This window comes from Sphingomonas sp. HMP6 (assembly GCF_013374095.1).
GTDB lineage: Bacteria > Pseudomonadota > Alphaproteobacteria > Sphingomonadales > Sphingomonadaceae > Sphingomonas.
Genome location: NZ_AP022672.1, coordinates 1,146,874 through 1,167,972, shown reverse-complemented (window position 1 = coordinate 1,167,972; position 21,099 = coordinate 1,146,874). Strand labels below are relative to the sequence as shown.

19 protein-coding genes and 1 tRNA gene are annotated in these 21,099 nt (G+C 64.7%); 10 read left to right on the top strand and 10 right to left on the bottom strand.

Annotated features, from left to right (window positions below):
• Nucleotides 1-26: 26 nt before the first annotated feature.
• The 4 genes from HMP06_RS05910 to HMP06_RS05895 all read right to left on the bottom strand — a co-directional run bounded on the left by HMP06_RS05910 (nt 27) and on the right by HMP06_RS05895 (nt 3,667).
• The gene (locus HMP06_RS05910) at nt 27-1,118 is read right to left on the bottom strand and encodes a M23 family metallopeptidase (RefSeq protein WP_176496264.1); all 1,092 of its coding nucleotides are present in this window, start codon (nt 1,116-1,118) and stop codon (nt 27-29) included.
• Between the two features lie 29 nt (nt 1,119-1,147).
• Complete coding sequence (gene surE, locus HMP06_RS05905; protein ID WP_176496263.1) at nt 1,148-1,912, bottom strand: 5'/3'-nucleotidase SurE; 765 nt, start codon at nt 1,910-1,912, stop codon at nt 1,148-1,150.
• A gap of 134 nt (nt 1,913-2,046) precedes the next feature.
• Nucleotides 2,047-3,327: a serine--tRNA ligase gene (serS, locus tag HMP06_RS05900; protein ID WP_176496262.1), complete on the bottom strand. Its 1,281-nt coding sequence runs from the start codon at nt 3,325-3,327 to the stop codon at nt 2,047-2,049.
• Nucleotides 3,328-3,433: 106 nt separating this feature from the next.
• The gene (locus HMP06_RS05895) at nt 3,434-3,667 is read right to left on the bottom strand and encodes a hypothetical protein (RefSeq protein ID WP_176496261.1); all 234 of its coding nucleotides are present in this window, start codon (nt 3,665-3,667) and stop codon (nt 3,434-3,436) included.
• Between the two features lie 37 nt (nt 3,668-3,704).
• Here HMP06_RS05895 and HMP06_RS05890 point away from each other — a divergent pair, with 37 nt between their 5' ends.
• From HMP06_RS05890 to HMP06_RS05880, 3 genes are all read left to right on the top strand, one after another.
• The gene (locus HMP06_RS05890; protein WP_232089878.1) at nt 3,705-4,382 is read left to right on the top strand and encodes a hypothetical protein; all 678 of its coding nucleotides are present in this window, start codon (nt 3,705-3,707) and stop codon (nt 4,380-4,382) included.
• Between the two features lie 734 nt (nt 4,383-5,116).
• Nucleotides 5,117-5,578, top strand: a complete 462-nt coding sequence (dksA, locus tag HMP06_RS05885; RefSeq protein WP_176496260.1) for an RNA polymerase-binding protein DksA — start codon at nt 5,117-5,119, stop codon at nt 5,576-5,578.
• A gap of 79 nt (nt 5,579-5,657) precedes the next feature.
• The gene (locus HMP06_RS05880) at nt 5,658-6,038 is read left to right on the top strand and encodes a PilZ domain-containing protein (RefSeq protein ID WP_176496259.1); all 381 of its coding nucleotides are present in this window, start codon (nt 5,658-5,660) and stop codon (nt 6,036-6,038) included.
• Between the two features lie 42 nt (nt 6,039-6,080).
• On the opposite strand, the gene HMP06_RS05875 is transcribed toward HMP06_RS05880, so the two are convergent.
• Nucleotides 6,081-6,236, bottom strand: coding sequence for a YdcH family protein (locus HMP06_RS05875; RefSeq protein ID WP_176496258.1), 156 nt, complete (start codon nt 6,234-6,236; stop codon nt 6,081-6,083).
• A gap of 175 nt (nt 6,237-6,411) precedes the next feature.
• On the opposite strand from HMP06_RS05875, the gene HMP06_RS05870 reads away from it, so the two are divergent.
• Together HMP06_RS05870 and HMP06_RS05865 are read left to right on the top strand one after the other, a co-directional pair.
• Entirely contained in the window at nt 6,412-6,609 is a 198-nt protein-coding gene (locus HMP06_RS05870; protein WP_176496257.1) for a YdcH family protein, read from the top strand.
• A gap of 122 nt (nt 6,610-6,731) precedes the next feature.
• Nucleotides 6,732-7,175, top strand: a complete 444-nt coding sequence (locus HMP06_RS05865) for a DUF1465 family protein (RefSeq protein ID WP_176496256.1) — start codon at nt 6,732-6,734, stop codon at nt 7,173-7,175.
• Between the two features lie 54 nt (nt 7,176-7,229).
• On the opposite strand, the gene HMP06_RS05860 is transcribed toward HMP06_RS05865, so the two are convergent.
• A complete protein-coding gene (locus HMP06_RS05860; protein WP_176496255.1) occupies nt 7,230-8,201 on the bottom strand; it encodes an NAD(P)H-dependent flavin oxidoreductase in 972 nt (323 codons plus the stop codon).
• A gap of 168 nt (nt 8,202-8,369) precedes the next feature.
• On the opposite strand from HMP06_RS05860, the gene HMP06_RS05855 reads away from it, so the two are divergent.
• Nucleotides 8,370-10,961, top strand: a complete 2,592-nt coding sequence (locus HMP06_RS05855) for a M1 family metallopeptidase (RefSeq protein WP_176496254.1) — start codon at nt 8,370-8,372, stop codon at nt 10,959-10,961.
• Here HMP06_RS05855 and HMP06_RS05850 read toward each other — a convergent pair.
• Nucleotides 10,958-11,482: a gamma carbonic anhydrase family protein gene (locus tag HMP06_RS05850; RefSeq protein WP_176496253.1), complete on the bottom strand. Its 525-nt coding sequence runs from the start codon at nt 11,480-11,482 to the stop codon at nt 10,958-10,960. The genes HMP06_RS05855 and HMP06_RS05850 overlap by 4 nt on opposite strands.
• A gap of 110 nt (nt 11,483-11,592) precedes the next feature.
• Here HMP06_RS05850 and HMP06_RS05845 point away from each other — a divergent pair, with 110 nt between their 5' ends.
• Both HMP06_RS05845 and HMP06_RS05840 read left to right on the top strand, forming a co-directional pair.
• Complete coding sequence (locus HMP06_RS05845; protein WP_176496252.1) at nt 11,593-12,045, top strand: YaiI/YqxD family protein; 453 nt, start codon at nt 11,593-11,595, stop codon at nt 12,043-12,045.
• Between the two features lie 128 nt (nt 12,046-12,173).
• Nucleotides 12,174-12,248 (top strand) — tRNA-Val (locus HMP06_RS05840).
• 99 nt (nt 12,249-12,347) lie between these two features.
• On the opposite strand, the gene HMP06_RS05835 is transcribed toward HMP06_RS05840, so the two are convergent.
• The 3 genes from HMP06_RS05835 to HMP06_RS05825 all read right to left on the bottom strand — a co-directional run bounded on the left by HMP06_RS05835 (nt 12,348) and on the right by HMP06_RS05825 (nt 17,785).
• Entirely contained in the window at nt 12,348-15,110 is a 2,763-nt protein-coding gene (locus HMP06_RS05835; protein ID WP_176496251.1) for a TonB-dependent receptor domain-containing protein, read from the bottom strand.
• Nucleotides 15,111-15,188: 78 nt separating this feature from the next.
• A complete protein-coding gene (locus HMP06_RS05830) occupies nt 15,189-16,925 on the bottom strand; it encodes a hypothetical protein (RefSeq protein ID WP_176496250.1) in 1,737 nt (578 codons plus the stop codon).
• Between the two features lie 194 nt (nt 16,926-17,119).
• Nucleotides 17,120-17,785, bottom strand: coding sequence for a prolyl hydroxylase family protein (locus tag HMP06_RS05825; protein ID WP_443026499.1), 666 nt, complete (start codon nt 17,783-17,785; stop codon nt 17,120-17,122).
• A gap of 140 nt (nt 17,786-17,925) precedes the next feature.
• Here HMP06_RS05825 and HMP06_RS05820 point away from each other — a divergent pair, with 140 nt between their 5' ends.
• On the top strand, nt 17,926-18,792 hold the full coding sequence (locus HMP06_RS05820) for a type II secretion system protein N (RefSeq protein WP_176496249.1): 867 nt from the start codon (nt 17,926-17,928) through the stop codon (nt 18,790-18,792).
• Nucleotides 18,789-20,999 carry a type II secretion system secretin GspD gene (gene gspD / locus HMP06_RS05815; RefSeq protein ID WP_176496248.1) on the top strand — a complete coding sequence of 737 codons (2,211 nt, stop codon included), beginning with the start codon at nt 18,789-18,791 and terminating at the stop codon, nt 20,997-20,999. The genes HMP06_RS05820 and gspD overlap by 4 nt, the downstream gene beginning before the upstream one ends.
• The last annotated feature ends 100 nt before the right edge of the window (nt 21,000-21,099 follow it).

The window sequence follows — 21,099 nt, the reverse complement described above, 5'->3', positions numbered from 1 at the left end:
GCCTTCGCGTGAACCCCTCCTTCTTCTTAAATCCCAGGCAATTGCCGCTGCGGGTCGACCGGCAAGCGCCCCTTGCGCATTTCGAAATGCACCTCAGGCCGGTCTGCCACCCCAGAATCGCCCGACAGCGCAATGGTTTGCCCGCGCTTCACCGATTGCCCGCGCTGGACCAGCAACTGGCTGGCATGGCCGTAGACCGTAGTCCAGCTATCGCCATGCTTGACGATCACCAGCCCGCCGAGATTGGGCACGCCCGACCCGGCATAGGCCACCACCCCGTCCGCCGCCGCCAGGATCGGCGTCCCGAGCGGCACTGCGATCTTCACGCCGTTATATTTCTCGCCGGTCGCCCCGCTCGGACCGAAGCGGGCGACGATGCGGCCATGGACGGGCCAAGCGAAACCGCTGGTCAGACGGCTGGGCTCGGCAATCGCTTGTGTGGCGGAGAGGACGCGGCGCGGCGACGCGCTCGGCTTTGCCGGACGATCGTTGACCGCGAGCGCGGGTTCGCCGCCCGTCACGATGTCGTCAATATCGAGCCGGAAGGCGGCGGCGCGTTCTGCCACGCTGCTCCCGCTGGTGGTGCCGGGGACCAGAATTCGCATGCCGACGCGCAGGATATAAGGCTCGGCGAGATCGTTCGCGGTGACGATACGGGACCAATCGACGCCATAGGCGCGCGCGATCGCGATGCCGGTCTGTCCCACCCGCACGAGGTGATAGCGCCCACCGGGGATTTCGAGCCGCTGGCCTGCGCGGATTACGAACGGAGCAGGTAGGCCGTTTGCCCGGGCGATCGCTTCGGAACCCGCCCCGGTGCGATCTCCCACCGCGCGGAGCGTGTCGCCGGGGCGGACGACGTAGCTGCCGGACGCTATCGTCGCGGCATCGGCCGTAACCGGGCGCGCCTGCCACGCGGGCGGCGGCGCGGGGAGGGCGGAGACGCCCTCGTCGATCCGGCGCGGTTCATACGGGTCTTGCGGCGCGTCATAGGGCCGCCCGCCGGCCGGCTCATAAGGCCGCTGGTCGTCGCGCGGCTCATAACCGCGCTGCGGGCGATCCGGGTTCGGGATGCAGCCGCCGAGCGCGAGGGTCAGGAGGAATCCGCCAAATGTCATCCTGCGCCGACCGCCCATGCTTATCCCCCTCACCCGTATAGCGCTCCCAGCATAGCGAGCGACGGGCGGTGTGTCAGGTCGAGATGGAGTGGCGTCACCGCGACGTAACCGTCGGCCACGGCTTCCAAATCGGTCGAATGCGCCGGGGTCTCCACCGTCGGCCCGAGCGCGAACCAGTGATATTCGTAGCCGCGCGGATCGCGGTTGGTGACGATCTGCAGCCGCCCGTAATCGCGCAGACCCTGTTGCGCGATCCGCACGCCCTTGACCGCGTCCGCCGCGACCGCCGGGAAGTTGATGTTGACCAGCGTGCGCGGTTCGAGCGGCGCGTCGATCAGCGGGCGCAGCACGCGTTCACCCCAGGCCGTGGCGGCTTCGAACGGCACGGAATCGCCCATGCCTTCGCGATTATACGCCTGGCTCAGCGCGATCGAACGCACGCCCGCCAGCGCGCCCTCCATCGCGGCGGAGACGGTACCCGAATAGGTCACGTCCTCGGCGAGGTTGGCACCGCGATTGACCCCCGACAGGATCAGATCGGGCTTGTGATCCTGCATGATCTTGGCGAGCGCCATCATCACCGCGTCGGTCGGCGTGCCGGCGACGGCGAAACGCTTTTCGCCATGTTTGCGCACCCGGATCGGGCGGCTGAGCGTCAGCGAATGGCCCGCGCCCGATTGCTCTTCGGCGGGTGCGACGATCCACACATCGTCGGAAAATTTCGCGGCAATCGCCTCGAGGATTTTGAGGCCCGGCGCGTGGTAGCCGTCGTCATTGGTGAGCAGGATGCGCATCGGATCTCTTTCAAATTCAAACCAACCCCCGTTCGCCCTGAGCCTGTCGAAGGGCAGCGTGCGACACGTCCCGGAGTGTGTGTGGCGCGCAGTGCTTCGACAGGCTCAGCACGAACGGGAAGGAGGACAGGGCATCAGGCCTTGGGCTCCAACCGTGTCACGCCGCCCATATAGGGCAACAGCGCCTCGGGCACCGTAACGCTGCCGTCGGGATTCTGGCAATTCTCCAGCACCGCCACCAGCGTGCGACCGACCGCCAGGCCGGAGCCGTTGAGCGTGTGGACGAACTCGGTCTTCTTCTCGGCCGCGACCCGGTAGCGCGTGTTCATGCGCCGCGCCTGGAAATCGCCGGTGTTCGAGCAGGAACTGATTTCGCGGTACGCGCCCTGGCCGGGCAACCAGACCTCCAGATCATAGGTCTTGCGCGCGCCGAAACCCATGTCGCCGGTGCACAGCAGCAGCTTGCGATAGGGCAGGTTCAGCCGTTCGAGGATCGTCTCGGCCGCGCGGACCATGCGCTGGTGCTCGGCCTCGCTCTCCTCGGGGCGGACGATGCTGACCAGTTCGCATTTCTCGAACTGATGCTGGCGGATGAAGCCGCGCGTATCGCGCCCCGCCGCGCCCGCCTCGGAGCGGAAGCACAGGGTCAGCGCGGTGAGCCGCAGCGGCAGCGCACTTTCGTCGAGCAAGTCACCCATGACGCTGGCGGTGAGCGAAACTTCGCTGGTCGGGATGAGCCAGCGATCATCGGTCGTACGAAAACTGTCCTCGGCAAATTTCGGAAGCTTGTCGGTGCCGTACATCGCCTCGTCCCGGACAAGCACGGGCGGGTTGCATTCCTCATAGCCATGCTCGCGCGTCTGCACATCGAGCATGAACTGGCCGAGCGCGCGGTGCAGGCGCGCCACGTCACCGCGCAGGAAGGTGAAGCGCGCCCCCGAAAGCCGTGCGCCGGTTTCGAAATCCATGCCGAGCGCTGGGGCAAGGTCGGCATGTTCCAACGGGGTAAAGTCGAACGCGCGTGGCGTGCCCCACCGCGCGACTTCGACATTGTCGTCCTCGCTCGCGCCAGTGGGCACATCGTCGGCGGGCAGGTTGGGAATGATCGCCAGCTTCGCTCTTAGCTGCTCGCCGAGCGCCTTTTCCTCTGTCTCGATCGCGGGCAGCCGCTCCTTGAGCGCCGCGACCTCGGCCATCAGCGGCGCGGCGGTGGCGTCGTCCTTCGCTGCCTTGGCCGCGCCGATCGCTTTTGAGGCTTCGTTACGGCGCGCCTGCGCAACCTGCGCCTCGGTCGACAGCGCGCGGCGGCGTTCGTCGAGATCGACCAATTCGGCGGCGATCGGGGGGAGGGCGCGCCGGGCGAGGGCTGCGTCGAAAGCGGCGGGATTTTCGCGGATGAAGCGGATGTCGTGCATGATCGGGCTATGGCGTTGCGCCGTCCGACACGCAAGCCGGAGCGCTCAATGCAAGACGGCCCCCGCGCGGTGACGCGGGAGCCGGCTGGAAGCCATAATGCGCGGTTTAGGCGGTAATCGTGGTCGGCTTGGCGAAGCGCTTGCGGGCAACCAGCGCCGCTGCCGCTGCGCCGAACAGCAATACCATAGGCGGTGCCGGAACCGGGGCGGGCGGGCCGCCGCTGGATCCGGGCGGAGGGCCGCCAGTGCTGCTCCAATGCCCACCAGTCGAATTCCAGCCGCCAGTCGAGCCCCAGCCGTGACTGCTGGAGCCATAGCTGCTCGAACCGGACGAGGACACGTTCCCGCTCGACGACGTGGATGCGGAGGACGAAACGTTGCCGCTCGAACTTGAGCTGGTCGACGAGGCTGACGAAACGTTGCCGCTCGATGCCGACGAAGAGGACACGTCGCCGCTCGACGCGGAAGAGACGTTTCCGCTCGACGACGAGGACACATTGCCACTGCTCCCGCCGGACGCGGACGAAACGTTACCGCTGCTGCCCCCGGACGCGGATGAAACGTTTCCGCTGCTCCCGCCCGATGCCGAGGAGGAGCCACCGGTCGAAGACGTACTCGACACCTCGGCGCCGCCGGTGCTGCTCGACGTGGACGAGCCGCCGCTACCGCCCGAGGATGACGTGCTGCTGACCGCGCCGCTCGACGTGGAGGAGCCGCCGGTGGAACTCGAGGTCGAAGAGCCGCCGGTCGAGGTCGAGGAACCGCCGGTCGAAGAGCCGCCGGTCGAGGTCGAGGAACCGCCGGTCGAAGAGCCGCCGGTCGAGGTCGAACTGCTCGATCCGCCCGAGGAAATGTTGATCACAGTGCCGCTCGACCCAGAACTTGCGCTCGAACCCGAGCCGCTCGACGACCCGGTCGAGGTGGAGGATATCACGATGCTGCCGCCGCCCGAGCCGCCGCCGCCGCCAAAGAAGCCGCCCGCGAAGAAGCCGCCGCCGCCGCCAAAGCCGCCACCGCCGACCGCCGCCGCCGCGCCACCGCCGCCGCCCGAATAGCCGCCCGACGGGACGAAGGCGGGAGGAAGCGGAATTGGCGCACCCTGCGTCGTCACCAGCACGACTTGCGGTTGCGCTGCGGTGCGGGTGGTCTTCACGACTCGGCGGACGCGGGTGCCGGTGCGGCTGTAGCGAGCGCCGGCCGAGGCAGCCGTGGTCCGTCGGACGATTCGCTTGGTCGCCTTGTGCGTGTAGACACTGCGCGCCTTCGCAGTGTCTGCGACATGCACGGCACCGCCGCCGATGACAGCACCGCCGCAGGCACAGGCACAAAGTTTGGCTAAAGCCATCCGTACCGACATAAGCTCACTCTCTCGTTACCGTTGCCGCTTTAGGCAACGCCCCGTTTGCATCGGCCTTTCAGCCGCTATCCGGTAAAGTGCCGAACAAATCATTAAGTGCAAGGACGTTAACCAAACTTTGGCGTTACTTGGAGCAATTCACCCGGCTATTGGCGCGATCATCGTGGTTAACGTTTCATGATGATACAGCTCGTGCGTTAACCGTGCGGACAATCGCAACGTGCACATCTGTTCATCATGCTGCGACTCGACCCGACTCAGGTCGGCCGATTGGAGGGCAAATCCGCCGGTCAGCCACGTCCTATGCAAACTCCGATCGGGATTGCTTGTGGAGCGCCCGTCGCATGGCTATAGGCCCGCCTGTCAGGGAGTTGGCCCCGGGGGCGGTTCAGAGGCGCGCAAAGCGTTGAGCGACCGAAGGGAGATAGTGGGATGGCGACGGTCTTGAATCGATTGGAAGAATCCGAGAAGTTTGCGGTGCCGCCGGTGGGCGACGATGGCTATCGGCCAAGCGCGGACGAAGAGTTTATGAACCCGCGGCAGCAGGCCTATTTCCGCGCCAAGCTGCAAGCTTGGAAAGAAGCGATCCTGCGCGAGGCGGCAGGCACGCTGTCGCAGCTGCAAGTCGATACGCTACGCGAAGCCGATCTGACCGATCGGGCGTCGAGCGAGACCGACTGGTCGATCGAATTGCGGACGCGCGACCGGCAGCGGAAGCTAATCTCCAAAATCGAGGCGGCGATCCGCCGCATCGACGATGGCGAATATGGCTATTGCGAAGTGACTGGTGAGCCGATCTCGCTTGCGCGGCTTGAGGCGCGTCCGATCGCGACGATGACGGTCGAGGCGCAGGAGCGTCACGAGCGGCACGAGAAAATTTCGCGCGAGGATTGAGCTGCGGGGCTGGTCTTAAGCACTTCGACACGATTGCGGGCTATGCCGATCCCAAACGGAGATCGGTAAAATTCACGCGATGGACCAGTATTCGCAAGATCCCTTCAGCCCCGTGAACGACGACGGGGTCCACAACCGTCAGGACTCGCGTGACAGCTTGTTCCTGATGGCGGATTTCCGCGTTCATGGCGAAAAGGACGTTCGAGCAGTGCGTGTCCGCAACCTGTCGCAGGGCGGATTGATGGCGGAATTTCCGGACGGCCTGACACAAGGGTTGCGCGTCGAGTTTGACGTGCGCGGGATCGGCTGGGTCCCTGGTCACGTTGCCTGGTCGGCTGCCGGCCGAATCGGTGTGGCGTTCGACCGCCAAATTGATCCGATGCTGGCGCGTAAGCCGGTCGGGCAGGGCGCGCATACGCCAACTTTCGTGAAACCGATCTTCACGCGTACCCAGCGCTGATGCGTGCGGCCCGGGCGCGATGCGCCCGGACCTGATACAGCGTTAAATCTGCATCATTTCCTGTTTGATTCGAAGTTTTTGCTTCTTCAGTTCGGCGAGCGTTACGGCGTCGGGCAACGGGCGCTGTATTTCTGCTGCGATCTGACGATCGAGGACTGCATGCTTGGCCGTCAGGGCCGATTGATGCGCGGTCTGCATGGAATGCGTACCTCCTTCATGTACTGCTTGGGGAGTGAATAAAACATGCTTCGGGTTAATTGTCTCCTTCCGATTCGCCGACACGCGACATGCTAGCGCAATCGTGCGACGGATCGATTTTATGCGGTTCACACGCGCGTGATTTGCTAAGGGCGCCGCATCGCATGGGGATCTTATGGACGACAGCCTGATCGCAAAGCGCCTGGAGATGTTGCGGTTGGAACATCGCGATCTCGATTCGGCGATTGCGGCGCTGATCGACTCCGGATCGGCCGACCAACTCCAACTCGCCCGGTTCAAGAAACGCAAGTTGCGCCTGCGCGATGAGATCGCGCTTTTCGAAGATCAGTTGATCCCGGACATCATCGCGTAAACCGAGCCACGAAGTGCACCGGATTGGGACAGTTTTACGGAGCTCGGACGATGACACTATACCGTTTCGGCCCGGTTTGTGAGACGTAAAGCATCATGAGGGGTCATGGCTACGATTTACGGATGCAACGCCGCGTAATCGATACGCTCTATATCGACGCGATGGTGCTGGCCGATGAGGCCCGCAGTTATTTCGACGAGGGGGGGCGGAACGATCGCGAGGCGCTCGATCCGATGGCACGAGTCGCGTTCAGCTGCGAATCGCTGAAGGTGACGACGCGACTGATGCACGTGATCGCCTGGCTGCTGACGCAACGCGCGGTCGATGCCGGCGAGATGGCTCCGCGCGAGGCGCTCGATCCATCCCGCCGGCTCGGGTCTGCACCGGTTACCGAGGTTGCTGCGCTCGCGTCGATGCCCAAAGTCGCGCGCCAGCTTATCGAAGCGAGCAGCGATCTTCATCGGCGCGTCGCGCGTCTGGACGAAGCGCAGACTGCCGATGCGGAGGCCGAAGCGTTCCCCAGCCCGGTGCGGTCGCTGCACGCGCGTCTTGCGCTCGCCTTTTAAGGCCTACGCGCCAACACCGCGCGATCTAGGGCCCAGCGCGCCCAACGCGCGTGATCACAGCTTAAGCCGCGCCCGCGCCGCCAGATATTGCCGCTCCAGCCGATCGACCATGTCGGCGACAGGCTCGACCCGGTCGATCACGCCGATGCCTTGGCCCGATCCCCAGATTTCCTTCCACGCCTTGGGCTTGGCACTGCCACCACTATTGTTGGCGCTGCCGAAATCCATCGTCGAGAGATCACCCTCGGGCAGATTGTCGGGGTCCATCCCCGCCGCGACGATCGATCCGCGCAGGTAATTGCCGTGTACGCCGGTGAACAGATTCGAATACACGATGTCGGCGGCCTTGCCCTCGACGATGCCCTGCTTGTACGCTCCCTCGGCGTTGGCCTCGGTCGCGGCGATGAAAGGCGATCCGATATAGCCGAAGTCCGCGCCCATCGCTTGCGCGGCGAGCACGGCGTCACCGGTCGCGATCGACCCTGACAGCGCCAGTGGGCCATCGAACCACTGGCGGATTTCCTGGATGATCGCGAAGGGCGACAAGCGCCCGGCATGGCCACCGGCACCCGCCGCGACCGCGATCAGGCCGTCGGCGCCCTTTTCGATCGCCTTACGCGCGAAACGGTCGTCGATGACGTCGTGGAGCGTGATGCCGCCCCAACTGTGCACCGCGGTGTTCAGATCCTCGCGCGCGCCAAGCGAGGTGATGACGATCGGCACTTGCCACTTGGCGCAGGTCGCCAGATCCGCCTCGAGCCGCTCGTTCGAGCGATGCACGATCTGGTTGACCGCAAACGGGGCGGCCGGGCGATCGGGGTTGTCGCGATTGTGCGCGGCCAATTCTTCGGTGATGCGGTGCAGCCATTCGTCGAGCATCGCCTGGGGCCGCGCGTTCAGCGCGGGGAAGGACCCGACGATCCCTGCCTTGCACTGGGCGATGACCAGCTCGGGTCCGGAGATGATGAACAGCGGCGAGCCGATGATTGGGAGCCGCAGGCGATCGAACAGGGGGGGGATGCTCATGTGGGTTTCATAGCGCAACCGAAAGGACTGTCCAGCCACCCCGCGTTTGCCCCCCGCGTTTGGCCCACGCGTTTGCCTCACGCGTTTGCCCCACGCGTTTGCCCCACGCGTTTGCCAAGCCCGGCGGAAGCGCTAAGGAAAAGGCTTGATCGTTACCGGAGTAACCAAGTGAAGCTTCCTCTCGCCGCCGCCCTTCTCCTCGGAACCGCGACTCCGGCCTTTGCTGCGGGGCAATTGCCCGCGGGCGTGGCGCCGGTCTCGTACGACATAACGGTGCGGCCCGATGCGAAGGCGATGACCTTCTCGGGCGAGGAAGACATCACGATCACTGTCGAGCGCGCGACCAGGACGATCGTGCTCAACGCTGCCGATCTGAAGATCGCGGCCGCCACCCTCGACGGGCAAGCCATTCCGTTCACGCTCGATGCGACCAAGCAGCAACTGACGCTAACCGCGCCGATGCTGGTATCCGCTGGGCAGCACACGCTACACTTCGCCTGGACCGGCACGATCAACACCTCGGCCGCAGGGTTTTTCGCGATTGATTACACCAATCAGGACGGTTCAGCGGCGCGGATGCTGGCGACGCAGTTCGAGGCACCCGATGCGCGCCGCTTCGCGCCGATGTGGGATGAGCCGGCCTATAAGGCGACCTTCAGGGTGAGCACGGTCGCGCCGGGCGAGCAGATGGCCTTCTCGAACATGCCGACCGTCAGCGTGACCAAGCAAGGCGACGGCACCAAGCTGTATCGCTTTGCCGAGACGCCGAAAATGTCGAGCTATCTGCTGTTCCTCGGCATGGGCGATGTCGAGCGCAAGACGGTGATGGCGGGCAAGACCGAGATCGGCGTCATCACGCGGCGCGGCGTGGTCGATCAGGGCGATTATGCGCTCGCCCAGGCCAAGCGCCTGCTGACCTATTACAACGACTATTTCGGTCAGCCATACCCGCTGCCCAAGCTCGACATGATCGCGGGGCCGGGCTCGTCGCAATTCTTCGGAGCGATGGAGAATTGGGGCGCGATCTTCTATTTCGAGCCCGAATTGCTGTATGATCAGAAGCGCGCCACGCAGAGCGGCAAGCAGCGCATCTACACCGTCGTCGCACATGAAATGGCGCACCAATGGTTTGGCGATCTCGTCACGATGCGGTGGTGGGACGATCTCTGGCTGAACGAAGGCTTCGCCTCGTGGATGGAGAATAAGAGCAGCGTCGATCTCAACCCCGAATGGTATGCCGCCGCGACTGCCGTGGCGCAGGACCGCGAAGGCGCGCTACAGGCCGATTCGACCGCCGCGACGCACCCGATCATCCGCAAGATCGAGACTGTCGACCAGATCGGCGAAGCGTTCGACGGGATCACCTATCTGAAGGGCCAGGCCGTCATCGGCATGATGGAATCGACGCTCGGCCCGGATACGTTCCGCGATGGCATCCGTCGTTACATGGCGAAGTACAAATATTCGAACACCGCGACCGATCAGCTTTGGGCCGAATTGTCGGCGGCGGCGGGCAAGCCGGTCGCAGCGGTGGCGCATGATTTCACGCTGCAGCCGGGCGTGCCGCTCGTGACGATGACGAGCGCGCGCTGCTTGGGCGGAAACACCCGTGTCATGCTTAGCCAGACCCGCTTCGGCTATGACGCGACCGCGCAAGCCGCGCAAACCTGGCGTGTACCGCTGACGCTCGGCATGGTCGGCAAGCCGGCCACCAGCGTTACGGTGCGCGGTGCCGCCGCAACCCCGGTGACGGTGCCGGGCTGTGGGACGCTCGTGCTCAACCGCGACAAGCAAAGCTATGTCCGCGTCGCCTATAATTCCGCGGGCCACGCTGCGATCGTCCGCGATTTCAACACGCTCGCGCTGACCGATCAGCTCGGCACGCTCGGCGACGACTTCGCGCTGGCGAAGGGCGGCAATCAGAAGCTCGACCGCTATTTCGCCGATGTCGCCGCCGTTGGCACCGACGCGAACCCGCTACTGTGGCAGACGATTGCGGCGCAGTTGGCCGATCTCAGCCGCCGCGCGCCAAAGGGCCGTGCGCACGATGCTATGCGGACCCGTGTTGCCGCGACGCTCGCGCCAGTGATGCAGCGCGTCGGCTTTGCCGCGAGCAAGGACGAAACGCCGCTCATCTCGACCCTGCGAGAAACGTTGATCTCGGTTCTAGGCGATGTCGGCGACGCCGATGTCGCGGCCAAGGCGCGCGCCTATGTCGCGGCGCTGAAGAGCGATCCGCAGGCGATCCCGGCGGCGATCCGCGCGCCGATCCTCGGCACCTATGCCAGCAACGCAACGCCCGGCGAATGGGACGCGCTGCTCGCGCTTGCCAATGCCGAGAAAAACCCGGTGGTGAAAAACGGCTATATCCGCTTGCTCGGCGCGGCGGATGACGATGCGCTGGCCAAGCGCGCGCTCGGCTTGCTCGAAAGCGATCGTTTCACCAACCCGCAAAAAGCGAGCCTGCTGCGCGCAATCGCGGGTGGGCATCCCGATCTCGCCTTCGATTTCGCCATCGCCCACATGGCCTTGGTCAACACGCTGATTGAAACGAGTAATCGCGCTGGTTTCGTCGCCAGCCTGGGGGCCGGGTCCGACGATCCCAAGATGCCCGCCAAGATCACCGCGTTCGCTACGGCGAACTTGCCGGTTGCGGCGCGTGGCGGCGCGAAGGCGACGGTGGCATCGATGGCGGCGCGGCGGATGGTCAACGCGCGCATCCGCGCCGACATCGCGAAATGGGCGCTCGGCGGGTCCTAATCGACCCGTTTGAGCCCGACGGCATAGTTGCGGGCGTTGGCGACATAATGGTCGGCCGACGCCTGCAGCATCGCGTTGGTGCTGTCATCGAGCGTGCGAACGGCGCGCGCGGGCGATCCGACGATCAGGCTGTTCGGCGGGAACACCTTACCCTCGGTCACCAGCGCGCCAGCGCCGACGATGCAGCCGTCGCCGATCTCCGCGCGATTGAGCACGATCGCGCCCATCCCGATCAGCACGCGATCGCCGATCGTGCAGCCGTGCAGGATCGCGTGATGGCCGATCGTGCAGTCGCTCCCGATCGTCAGCGGCGCGCCATGATCCGAATGGCACATCGCGCCTTCCTGAATGTTGCTGCGTTCGCCCACGATCATCGGAGTGTTGTCGCCCCGGATCACCGCGCCGAACCAGATGCCGACGTCATCGCCCAATTGCACGTCACCGATCAGATCGGCGCTGGGTGCCACCCACGCGTTCGCGCCGAGCGTCGGGCGTTTTCCGTCGATTTCGTAAAGCGGCATGGTGCGTCCCGTTCATCCTGATCCTGTGTGCCGACCTTGGCGCAGCAGCCTCGCGAAGAACAGCCCCGCCGCCGCTCGCCCGCGCGGCGCTTTTGCTCTAGCGTCGCGCGATGCCGCTCCACATTTACGTCGATGCCGACGCCTGCCCCGTGAAGGATGAGATCTACAAGGTCGCGCTCCGCCGCGAAATCGCCGTCACGATCGTCAGCAACAGCCCGATCCGCATCCCGATCCACCCGCTGCTGTCGCGAATCGTGGTCGGGGCCGGGTTCGACGAAGCCGATGACTGGATTGCCGAGCGCGCCGATGCGGCGAGCGTGGTGGTGACCGGCGATATTCTGCTCGCGGACCGTTGCCTCAAAGCCGGGGCCGCGGTGCTTGCCCCCAATGGCAAGCCGTTCACCACCGCGTCGATCGGCAATGCGATCGCGGTGCGCGCGATCATGGCCGATCTGCGCGCGGGCGGTGATGCGATCGGCGGGCCGGCGCCCTTCGCCAAGACCGACCGTTCGCGCTTCCTGTCGGCGCTCGATGAAACGCTTGGGCGGCTGCAACGGCGATAGCGGCGGCCAGGCAGAGATTGTTGGGCTGGACAAGCGCGGGGGCGGCGCATTAAGGCCTTGCTCAACGGGGCGGCACACGCTGCCCCGATCCGTTTCGCCCAACCCGCGTCTGCCGCGGGCAGGGCAGCGGGCGCGTAGCTCAGTGGTAGAGCACACCCTTCACACGGGTGGGGTCGCAGGTTCAATCCCTGCCGCGCCCACCATCATCGAAAAGGCCCACCGCTCCGGACTGGAGTGGCGGGCCTTTTCGTTTTCGACGACCGTCGTCCCGCCGGGGGGCGGGACCACGGTGCGTGGGGCGATCAGAAATTCACGCTCAGCCCGAAGTTGAAGATCGTGCCGGCGTTGTTGCGGTTGTAATAGACGCGGTTTTTGCCGCTTTGCTGATATTCCTGATATTTCGTGCCGGTGATGTTGCGCACTTCGAACTTCATCTCGGTATTTACCCCGGCAATCTTCACGCCCTGGCGCGCGACGAAGTCGAGGTGGATGCCGGGCTCTTCAAAGATATCCGGCTGGCCGGACGGCCCACGCCGCGTCACGCGCTTGCTGGCATAGGACAGCAGGAACGTCTGCTGCGAAAGGTGGTCCTTCTCCTCCAACCCGACCTGCAAATTGACCAGATGATCCGACTGACCGGTGAGTGGGGTGCCATTGCGGAACAGCTGGTTGGCGTTGGTCAGTGACAGCGGATAGGCGTTGATCGGATCGTTCGGCCCGACCAGAATTTTCGACTTGGTGAAGGTGTAATTGGCGATCGCGAGCAAGCGCCGCTTGGTAAAGAAATCACCGTCTGACAGCCAGTTCATCGTAAAGTACTTCTGCGTCTCGAGTTCCACGCCGTACAGATCGGCCTTGGGCGCATTGGCGAAACGGTTGGTCAGCGTATTGCCGTTATCGTCGGCATAGACCTCGATCGGCTTGTCGATCCGCTTGTAGAATCCCGAGAGCGAAATCCGCTGCTCGCGCGCAAAATACCATTCGTAGCGCGCTTCGGCATTGTACAATTGGCTGTCGACCAGCAGCGGGTTGCCTTGCACCGCGGTGTTCTGCTCGGGGTCGAAATACGTCTGGAACACGAGCTCGCGGAACTGCGGCCGCGCGATCGTCTTCGATCCGCTGACGCGGATCTGCATGTCGGGCGCGAGCTGATAGGTGACCGTTGCAGCGGGCAGCCAGTAATTGCGGTTCAGATTGGTCGCCGGTGGCAGGATCGTGGCCGTGGTATAGACCGTCACGGGAGCGACGGTTTGCTTCGCCGTTTCGTACCGCACGCCGAGCGTGGCGCTGAGCTTCGGCGAAATCTGCGCCTGCACCTGGCCGTAGGCACCGTGGATCCGCAACTTCGCGTCGAACGTCGGGTTGCCGCCGAGATTGTCCTCGAGCCGCACGAAGAAGTCCTTGCCCGGGAACGCCGTCACGACCGCCGAGCCGAGCAGCAGATCGGGCCGCAGCAACGTCACCGCTTGTGGCAGCTGGCCGTTCTGGCGGAAGGCAAATTCCCGCACTTCGGTGCGGCGTTTCGTGTCGGTATAGGCATAGCCGATCGTCGCAGTGATCTCGGGGATGATCTTGTACCCGAGATCGATCCCGCCCGCGAACAGGTCTTCGTTCAGGTTCGAAAAGCCGATCGTCGCGCCATTCGGGCGCGCGCCGACGCCGAGCGAGTTGGCGTAGCAGCCGTTAAGACTGGTGTTGTCACAGGCGAAGTTGGCGTCCCGCGCATAGGTGACGCCGATCTCGTTGGGCGATTCACGTTGCGTGTTGGCGTAACTGCCACGCACGTCGAGCGAAAGATCGGGGTTGAGCTTGAATTCGCCAACCAACTGCGTGTCGATCAACTGGCGTTCGAACCAGGCGGTATCCTGCTCCTGCACGATGATATTGGACCCGAAGTTCCGGACCGTCGTGCCGACGCCAAGACGCGTCTGCTTGAGCGTGTCGCGGATATACAGTGTCGTTTCGCGGATCTTGTTCTGTCCGAATTCGAGGCTGAGCCCGAGCATGCCGTTCACAACCACCCGGTCGTCGGTGATGACGCGTTCGAAATTGCGGTCGAGCTGTGAAAGATCGGTGGCATTGGCGGTCTGCTGCAACGTGTCGCGGGTGCGCCATTTGTTGCTATAGCCCGCGGTCGCGATCACCCCGAGGGTCGCGCCGCCCAGATCGAACGATTTGCCGCCAGTGATATTTCCGCTCCAATTTGGCGGCAACGCCTTGTTGCGTTGAATGACGGCGTTGCGCCCGGTGATCAGTTGCGCGGCAATCGCAGTATTGGCGGCGTTGGACAGATCGGCGATCTGCGCGCCGCTCTTCAGGAATGCGGCGAGCAACGGTGCGGTGTTACGCTGGCCATTGTCGAACCCGGTCCAGTCGCTCGCGCTGCCGAAATAGGTGTAGCCGAGCTGGCCGGTGGTGACGGTGTCGAGCCCGATCCCGGCGCCGATCGTCAGGAATGCTTGCTTGGGGGCCGATTTGGTCGTCAAATTGATGACGCCACCGCCGAATTCACCCGGGAAATTGACCGAATACGTCTTCTGGACGAGCGACGACGCGATCACGCTGGTCGGAAAGATGTCGAGCGGCACGACGCGCTTGAGTGGCTCGGGGCTGGGCAGGGGCGAGCCGTTGAGCAAGGCCAGCGAATAGCGATCGCCCAGGCCGCGGACATAGACGAAGCCGTTGCCGACCACGCTGAGCCCCGTCACGCGGGATAGCGACCCGGCTATGTCGCCTTCGCCGGTGCGGGCGATATCGGCGCTCGACAGGACCGAGACAACTTGCGGCGCGCTGCGTGCGACGTTGCGGTTGCGCGATCCGACGACGACGATGTCGGTATTGCCGCCGGGGACCGAAATCTCTGGTGCGGGCGGCTCGGGTGTCTGCTCGGGCGTTGCCGATGGAACGCCTGGGGCGGAGGTCTGGTCGACCGTGTCGGCGGGTGAGGAAGGGGCTGGCGTGGCCGAAGTCGGCGCGCTCGGCGACGCCTGCGCCCGCGCAACCGACGGCGCGATCAGCGCGGATGAAAACAGCAACAGGCTCGCAAAGCTCACTGGCTTCGACATGGTCAACCCCCTCTTATATTCCGAAAAGGGGCGGAGCGCCGCACGTGCGACCCTCCGCCCCATATCACGCAGCCGTTATCAGATCGTCGGCAGCGTGGTGCAGTTGCCCGTCAGGCTGGTGCCGAGCGCTGCGGTCGTGCTGTTGCAGGTCCAGCCCTGGTACCACGTGTCCGCCGCATCCTTGACCGCACCGATGTAGGTCGTCTTCTCGAAGAAGCCGGCCGGGGTGATCGTGATGCCGTTGAACACACGACCGTTAAGCGTGGTCTGGTCGAACGGGGTAACCGCAGTTTCGTTCGCGCCGTTGATGAACAGGTTCGTCAGCGTCGGGGTATAGGTCGTCGCATTGTTGTTGGCACCGCCATTGAACAAGGCGGCGACGTCAGCGTCGGTCAGCGTCTGGCCGCTGAGCGGCGAACCGATGAACGGACGCGACGCCAGGCACTGCATGACGACCGAGCGGAACACGGGTGCGCCGTTCTCGTCGGATGCTGCGTCAACCGTTGCAGCAGCGGTACGCGAGTCGCTGATACGCAGGCACGAATGCGCCGGGTTGGTCGTCATGACCGAATTGACCAGCGTGTAGTCGGTCGCGCCGCGCAGCAGGATCGCCGCCTGATCGGCATTGCCCGGGCCGGTGCGGTCGATGAAGGTCGCATTCGAGACCGTGGTGTTCTGGCGGGGATTGTCGAGCACCGAATTGTTGTCGGTGTCGGCCTCGATCATCGCGTCGGCACCCTGCGCGAGGCTGCCTGCACGCTGTGCCACGATGACGTACTGGAAGTTCGCCTTCGTGCCGACGTCGGTGTCGAGATTGTCGTCCTCGGCGCCGATCGAAACGTAGTATTTCATCGCGACATGGCCGCCGAAGAATTCGGCACCGTCATCCGAGCTGTTGAACGACTGGATGTTGTTGAGGACCGTACCCTCGCCGACGCCCTGCGTGGTGAGCGACTGCAATTCGGTCGCGGCCGAGAGGACGAAGCCCGAGTAGCGGATCTGCACATAGCTCATGCGACCGCTGTTATCGAGGTTGTTGGTGCCGCCGTAGAGTGCGGGATCGACTGCGCCTTCGGTCTGGCGTTCGCAAGCGACGGTACCGGCGTTGGGCGAGCTGCCATTGGCGAGCGCGGGCGACCCCGGAACGGCGCAATCGGTGATCTGCGCACGGCCCGAAAGCACGACGCCACCCCACTGGCCCGACGAGCTGTCGGTGTTCAGGCCGAGCACGTTGTCGCGGCTGGTGAAGACAATCGGTGCGGTTGCGGTGCCGACGGCGTTGATGCGGTTGCCGCGGTTGATGTTGACCCACGACGCACCCGACGCGGCATAAAGCACCACGCCCGGCTGGATCGTCAGCGTGACATTCGAATCGGCGGTCAGCGTGCGGTTGGTGCCGTCAGGCTGGGTCACGACGCGGGTGTTCGACGCGCTGAGCGGCGTCGGGCCATTGTCATAGCCGACATCGACACGGCCGGGGATGAAGTAGAGCAGGCCCGGGATGCGCGTCAGGTTGATGCTGGAGACGATGCGCGACGGCAGCGCGCAGACGCGATACGTGCCGGTCGGGCCAGTGATCGTGCCGCGGTCGTTGAGACCCTGGGCGTCGGCGATCGTCGGGCAGCCGGTGGCCGGCGTAACGAGGCTGACCGTCGGGGTCGGCGTGGGTGAGGGGGCCGGGGTCGGCGCCGGGTTGTTGATGATGCTGATGTTGCCGCCGGTGCCGGGCGAGGCGATGTCATTTGCACCGCAGCCACCGAGCGCGGCGATCGATACGGTCGCAATCAACATGCGACGCAGATTCGAATTGGTCATGTTCCCTGTCTCCAGCTCGCTGAGCCGCCTGGTTGGCGGCTTTGATCAGACGATGCAGTCGCGAGTCGGCTCGCCCCCTCGCATCCTCATCGAGGGTCGCTCTAGGAAAGGGATGTGACGCGCTCAGTGTATTTTCGTGACAGAAGCGTATCACTTACGTGACAAATATAAGTCGTGACCCGCACGCACCGCGGTCAGGAAGCCCACCCCCACGGCCGTTCGCGAAACCATTTGGTTACAACATACTTGGTCCCCGCGCGCACCTTCATGCCGTGGTGCATCGTGGCGGGATTGAGCGTGCCGTCGGGGCGGCGATTGTTCCACGCGAGCAGCTTGCCAAGCTCGGGCTGGACGATCTTGTCGATCGTCTTGAAGCGCGTCGCACCACCGGCCTCGGGCGTGTTGAGATAGATCATCACGGTCCATGTCCGGTTGCCGGCGACGCTACAGAATTTGTCGAAATCCGGTCCGTTCGGTTCGAAATAGTCGGTATGCTGCTTGAATTCCTGGCCGACGGCATAGCGCTGCCCTTGTATCGGCTCGCCATGCAGCGGATCGAGCCCGGTGAACGCCGTGATCTTTTCGTTGAGCGTGATCGTGAGCGGGTCGTCGGGCGGGAGATCGCCGGTCTCGCTGGTACGATAGGTCGGATCGCCGTTAAAATCCGCGACGGTCGATGGTCGCCGGGTCGCATCGACCGCGGCACAGATCGCCGCGCACGTTTCCGCATCGAGGAAATGCCGGCGGATGAAGAGCGTCAGCTTGGGACTCGGCACGCGCTGGACCCCGGATTGCGCCAGGATGTGATCGACCACCGCCTCAGAGGGGTGACCCGAGCCGAGATTGAGGGGGTGCATCATGACCGCCTCTCTGCCAAAGTGATTGCGCTTATTCCAGTCGCTTGCGCGGGCGGCGGTGATATGACGCATGGCTTCACACGAATGACGCCGGACTGTAACACTCGCCGCCTAGCAGGGTCGCGATCGGGGATTGGTGCCGCATGCGGTTGGTTTTGGATGCGCGGGCGCGAGCCTTTTTGCGACGCGTACCCGTCACGAAAGTCTATACCGGCGTCGAGCTGCTGCTGATCGCGCTGCTCGCGGTGCAATGCGCGCGCCTGGTGTGGGCGGTGCTGACGCCGGTCGGGCCGGTCGGCGTGTGGCGGCCTGAACAAGGCAACATCGCCGCCGCGCCGCAAGCGATCTTGCGCGGGTTCGATCCTTTCTTCCTGATCAGTGGCGGTGATGCCGCCGGGCCGAGCGTTGTCACCACGCTGCAACTCACGCTGTTCGGCACGCGTCTCGACGAAGCGCAGGGTGGTGGATCGGCGATCATCGCGGGGCCGGACGGCGTGCAGCAAAGCATTGGCGTGGGGCAGGAGATCATGCCCGGCGTACGGTTGAAGGCGGTCGCGTTCGATCATGTCACGATCGACCGCGGCGGCGCTTCGGAAGATCTGTTTCTGGTCCAGCCGGATCAGGCACCCGCAGCGGCGCCGGTGCCCAATGGACCCCCGCTGATCGGCGGCAATGGCGCGGCACCGCCAGTCGGCCCGCCAGCGCCGGGCGGCAATGGTGCCAACGGCGTCAGCTTTGGCCAGATCAAATCCGATATCGGCTTCATCCCGCGGATCGACCAAGGTCGCGTCAACGGCATGACGGTCCGCTCGCAAGGCGGCGGCGCGGCCTTCCGCGCGGCGGGTCTGCGCGACGGCGACGTCGTGACGCAGATCGGCGGGCGCCCGGTCAGCGGTCAGGCCGATATCGAGCGTATCGGCGCACAATATGCCAAAGGCGGCACGCTCTCGATCACGGTTGAGCGCGGCGGCGCCACACTCCCACTTGCCATCACGATTGCGGGGCCATGAAGAAACTGATCCTCGGCCCCATCATGGCCTTCACGCTGGCAGGTACCGCGCTTGCGCAGACGTCGATGAACGTGCGCGATGCCGATATCCGCGCCTTCATCGCCGATGCCGCGCGCGTGACCGGGCGCACCTTCATCATCGATGCGCGGGTGACCGGCAAGGTGACCGTCGTCACCGATCATCCGGTGTCGAAATCCGAATATTTCGAGATTTTCCTGTCCACGCTGCGCTCGAACGGGTTGATCGCGGTGCCGACCGGCAATGGCGCGTTTCGTATCCAGCCGACCGACAATGCCGCGTCGCAGCCGAGCCGCGTCGGATCGCGCGGGGTGGCGGGCAACAGCTTTGTGACCGAAGTCGTGCGGCTGCGCGCGATCGAGGCATCGACCGCAGTCGATACGGTGCGCGGGCTGGTTTCGGCGCAAGGGTCGGTCACGGCCAATCGCGGCGGCAACAGCCTGGTCATCGTCGATTTCGCCGACAATATCCGTCGCGTGCGCGAAGTGCTTCGCCGGATCGATGCCGATACCTCCGCCACACGCGTCGTCGCGCTGAAGAACGCCGGCGCGCGCGAAATCGCCACCGCGCTACAGGCGCTTTCGGGGCAAAGTGGCGGCGGCGGGGCAGGCGGAGCCGGTCCCTCGACTGGGGTCAGCGTCGTCGCGGTCGCCAGCTCCAATTCGGTCGCGATCCGCGGCGATGCCAATTCAGTCGCGCGGCTTGCCGCCGTTGCCGAGGATCTCGACCGGCGGGCAAAGAACGGCACCGAGATCAAGGTCATCTTCCTCGAAAACGCCGATGCCGAGCAGCTCCTGCCCGTGCTGCAGCAACTCGTCGGGCAAACCCCGTCGCCGATCACCAACCAGCAGCTTTCCGCCTCGAATTTCGGTGGCAACAGCGGCCAGCAAGGCGGCGGCAGCGGCTTCCAGCCGACGTCGCGGCCCGCCAATACCCCCGCCGTCCAGCAGGATGTCGGGGGTGGCGGTGGCCAGCAGGGCCAGGCCGCGATCAGCGCGGGCGGGCGCTCGGCCTCGGTCGTCACGCGCTTCGTCGGCGCCAACGCCATCGTCATCGCAGCCCCCGCCGAGGTGCAGCGACAACTCGCCGATGTCGTGCGGCAGCTTGATACGCGCCGCGAACAAGTCCTGGTCGAGGCGATCGTCGCCGAAGTGTCGGACCAGACCGCCAGCCAGCTTGGCGCGCAATTCGCGATCGCCAATATCAAGGGCGGTGTCTTCGCCGCCTCCAGTTTCCAGAACACCGCGCCGAGCCTGTTGACGATTGCGGGCGCGATCGGTGCGCGGCAGCTCAACACGCAGACCACCGTCATCAACGGCAGCACGGTTACGACCAGTTCGAACAGCTCCGCCAGCGATTCGCTGCAGCAATCGGCGCTGCAATCGATCCTTGGCGCGAGCGGCGGTTTCGGCGGCTGGGCGGGCAAGATCGGCGACACGGTGTTCGGGTCGATCATCAATGCGGTCAAGAGCGACACGACCTCCAACCTGCTCCAGGTTCCGCATCTTGTCATGCTCGACAATCAGGAAGCGCACAGCCTGGTCGGGCAGGAAATCCCGATCACCACGGGCCAGGCGCTGTCGACCAATTTCGATAACGCGTTCCGCACGACGCAGCGCGAGAATGTCGGCATCGAGCTGACGGTGCGCCCCCAAGTCAATTCGAGCGGCACCGTGAAGCTCAATCTGCGGCTCGAAGTCAGCTCGATCGCGGGGCCGGTGTCGAGCGACAATAGCGATTTGATCCTCAACAAGCGCGAGGTCGAAACCGTTCGCACCGTCGATGACGGCGACATTGCGGTGATCAGCGGCCTGCTCGACGACAATGAGCGTCGCACGATCGAGAAAATTCCGTTGCTCGGTGATATTCCGGGCCTCGGCAATCTGTTCAGATCGAAGGCGAAGTCGCGGACCAAGACGAACCTGATGATCTTCATCCGCCCGACGATCCTGCGCAGCGCCGAGGACAGCCGCAAGCTGACCGAGCAGCGCTATGGCTATCTGCGGCTGCAACAGGGTTTGGCGACGCCGAACGAGGAACCCTCGATCGATCAGCTCGTCCGTGACTATCTCGGTGCCACGCCCCCGATCCCGAGTGCGCCGATCCCGGGCAATATCGAGGATCCGCGTATTTCGGTGCCGATCCAACGTAGCTCGAGCAGTGTGATCAAAACAAAGCGGAGTCGGTAGGTGCGCGGTCGCTTGCTTGGTCGCTCCCCGGCGAAGGCCGGGGCCCAGTCGGGAAGGTCGACGAGCCTGAACGTTGCGCCTCGGCAAACGACGCCACGGA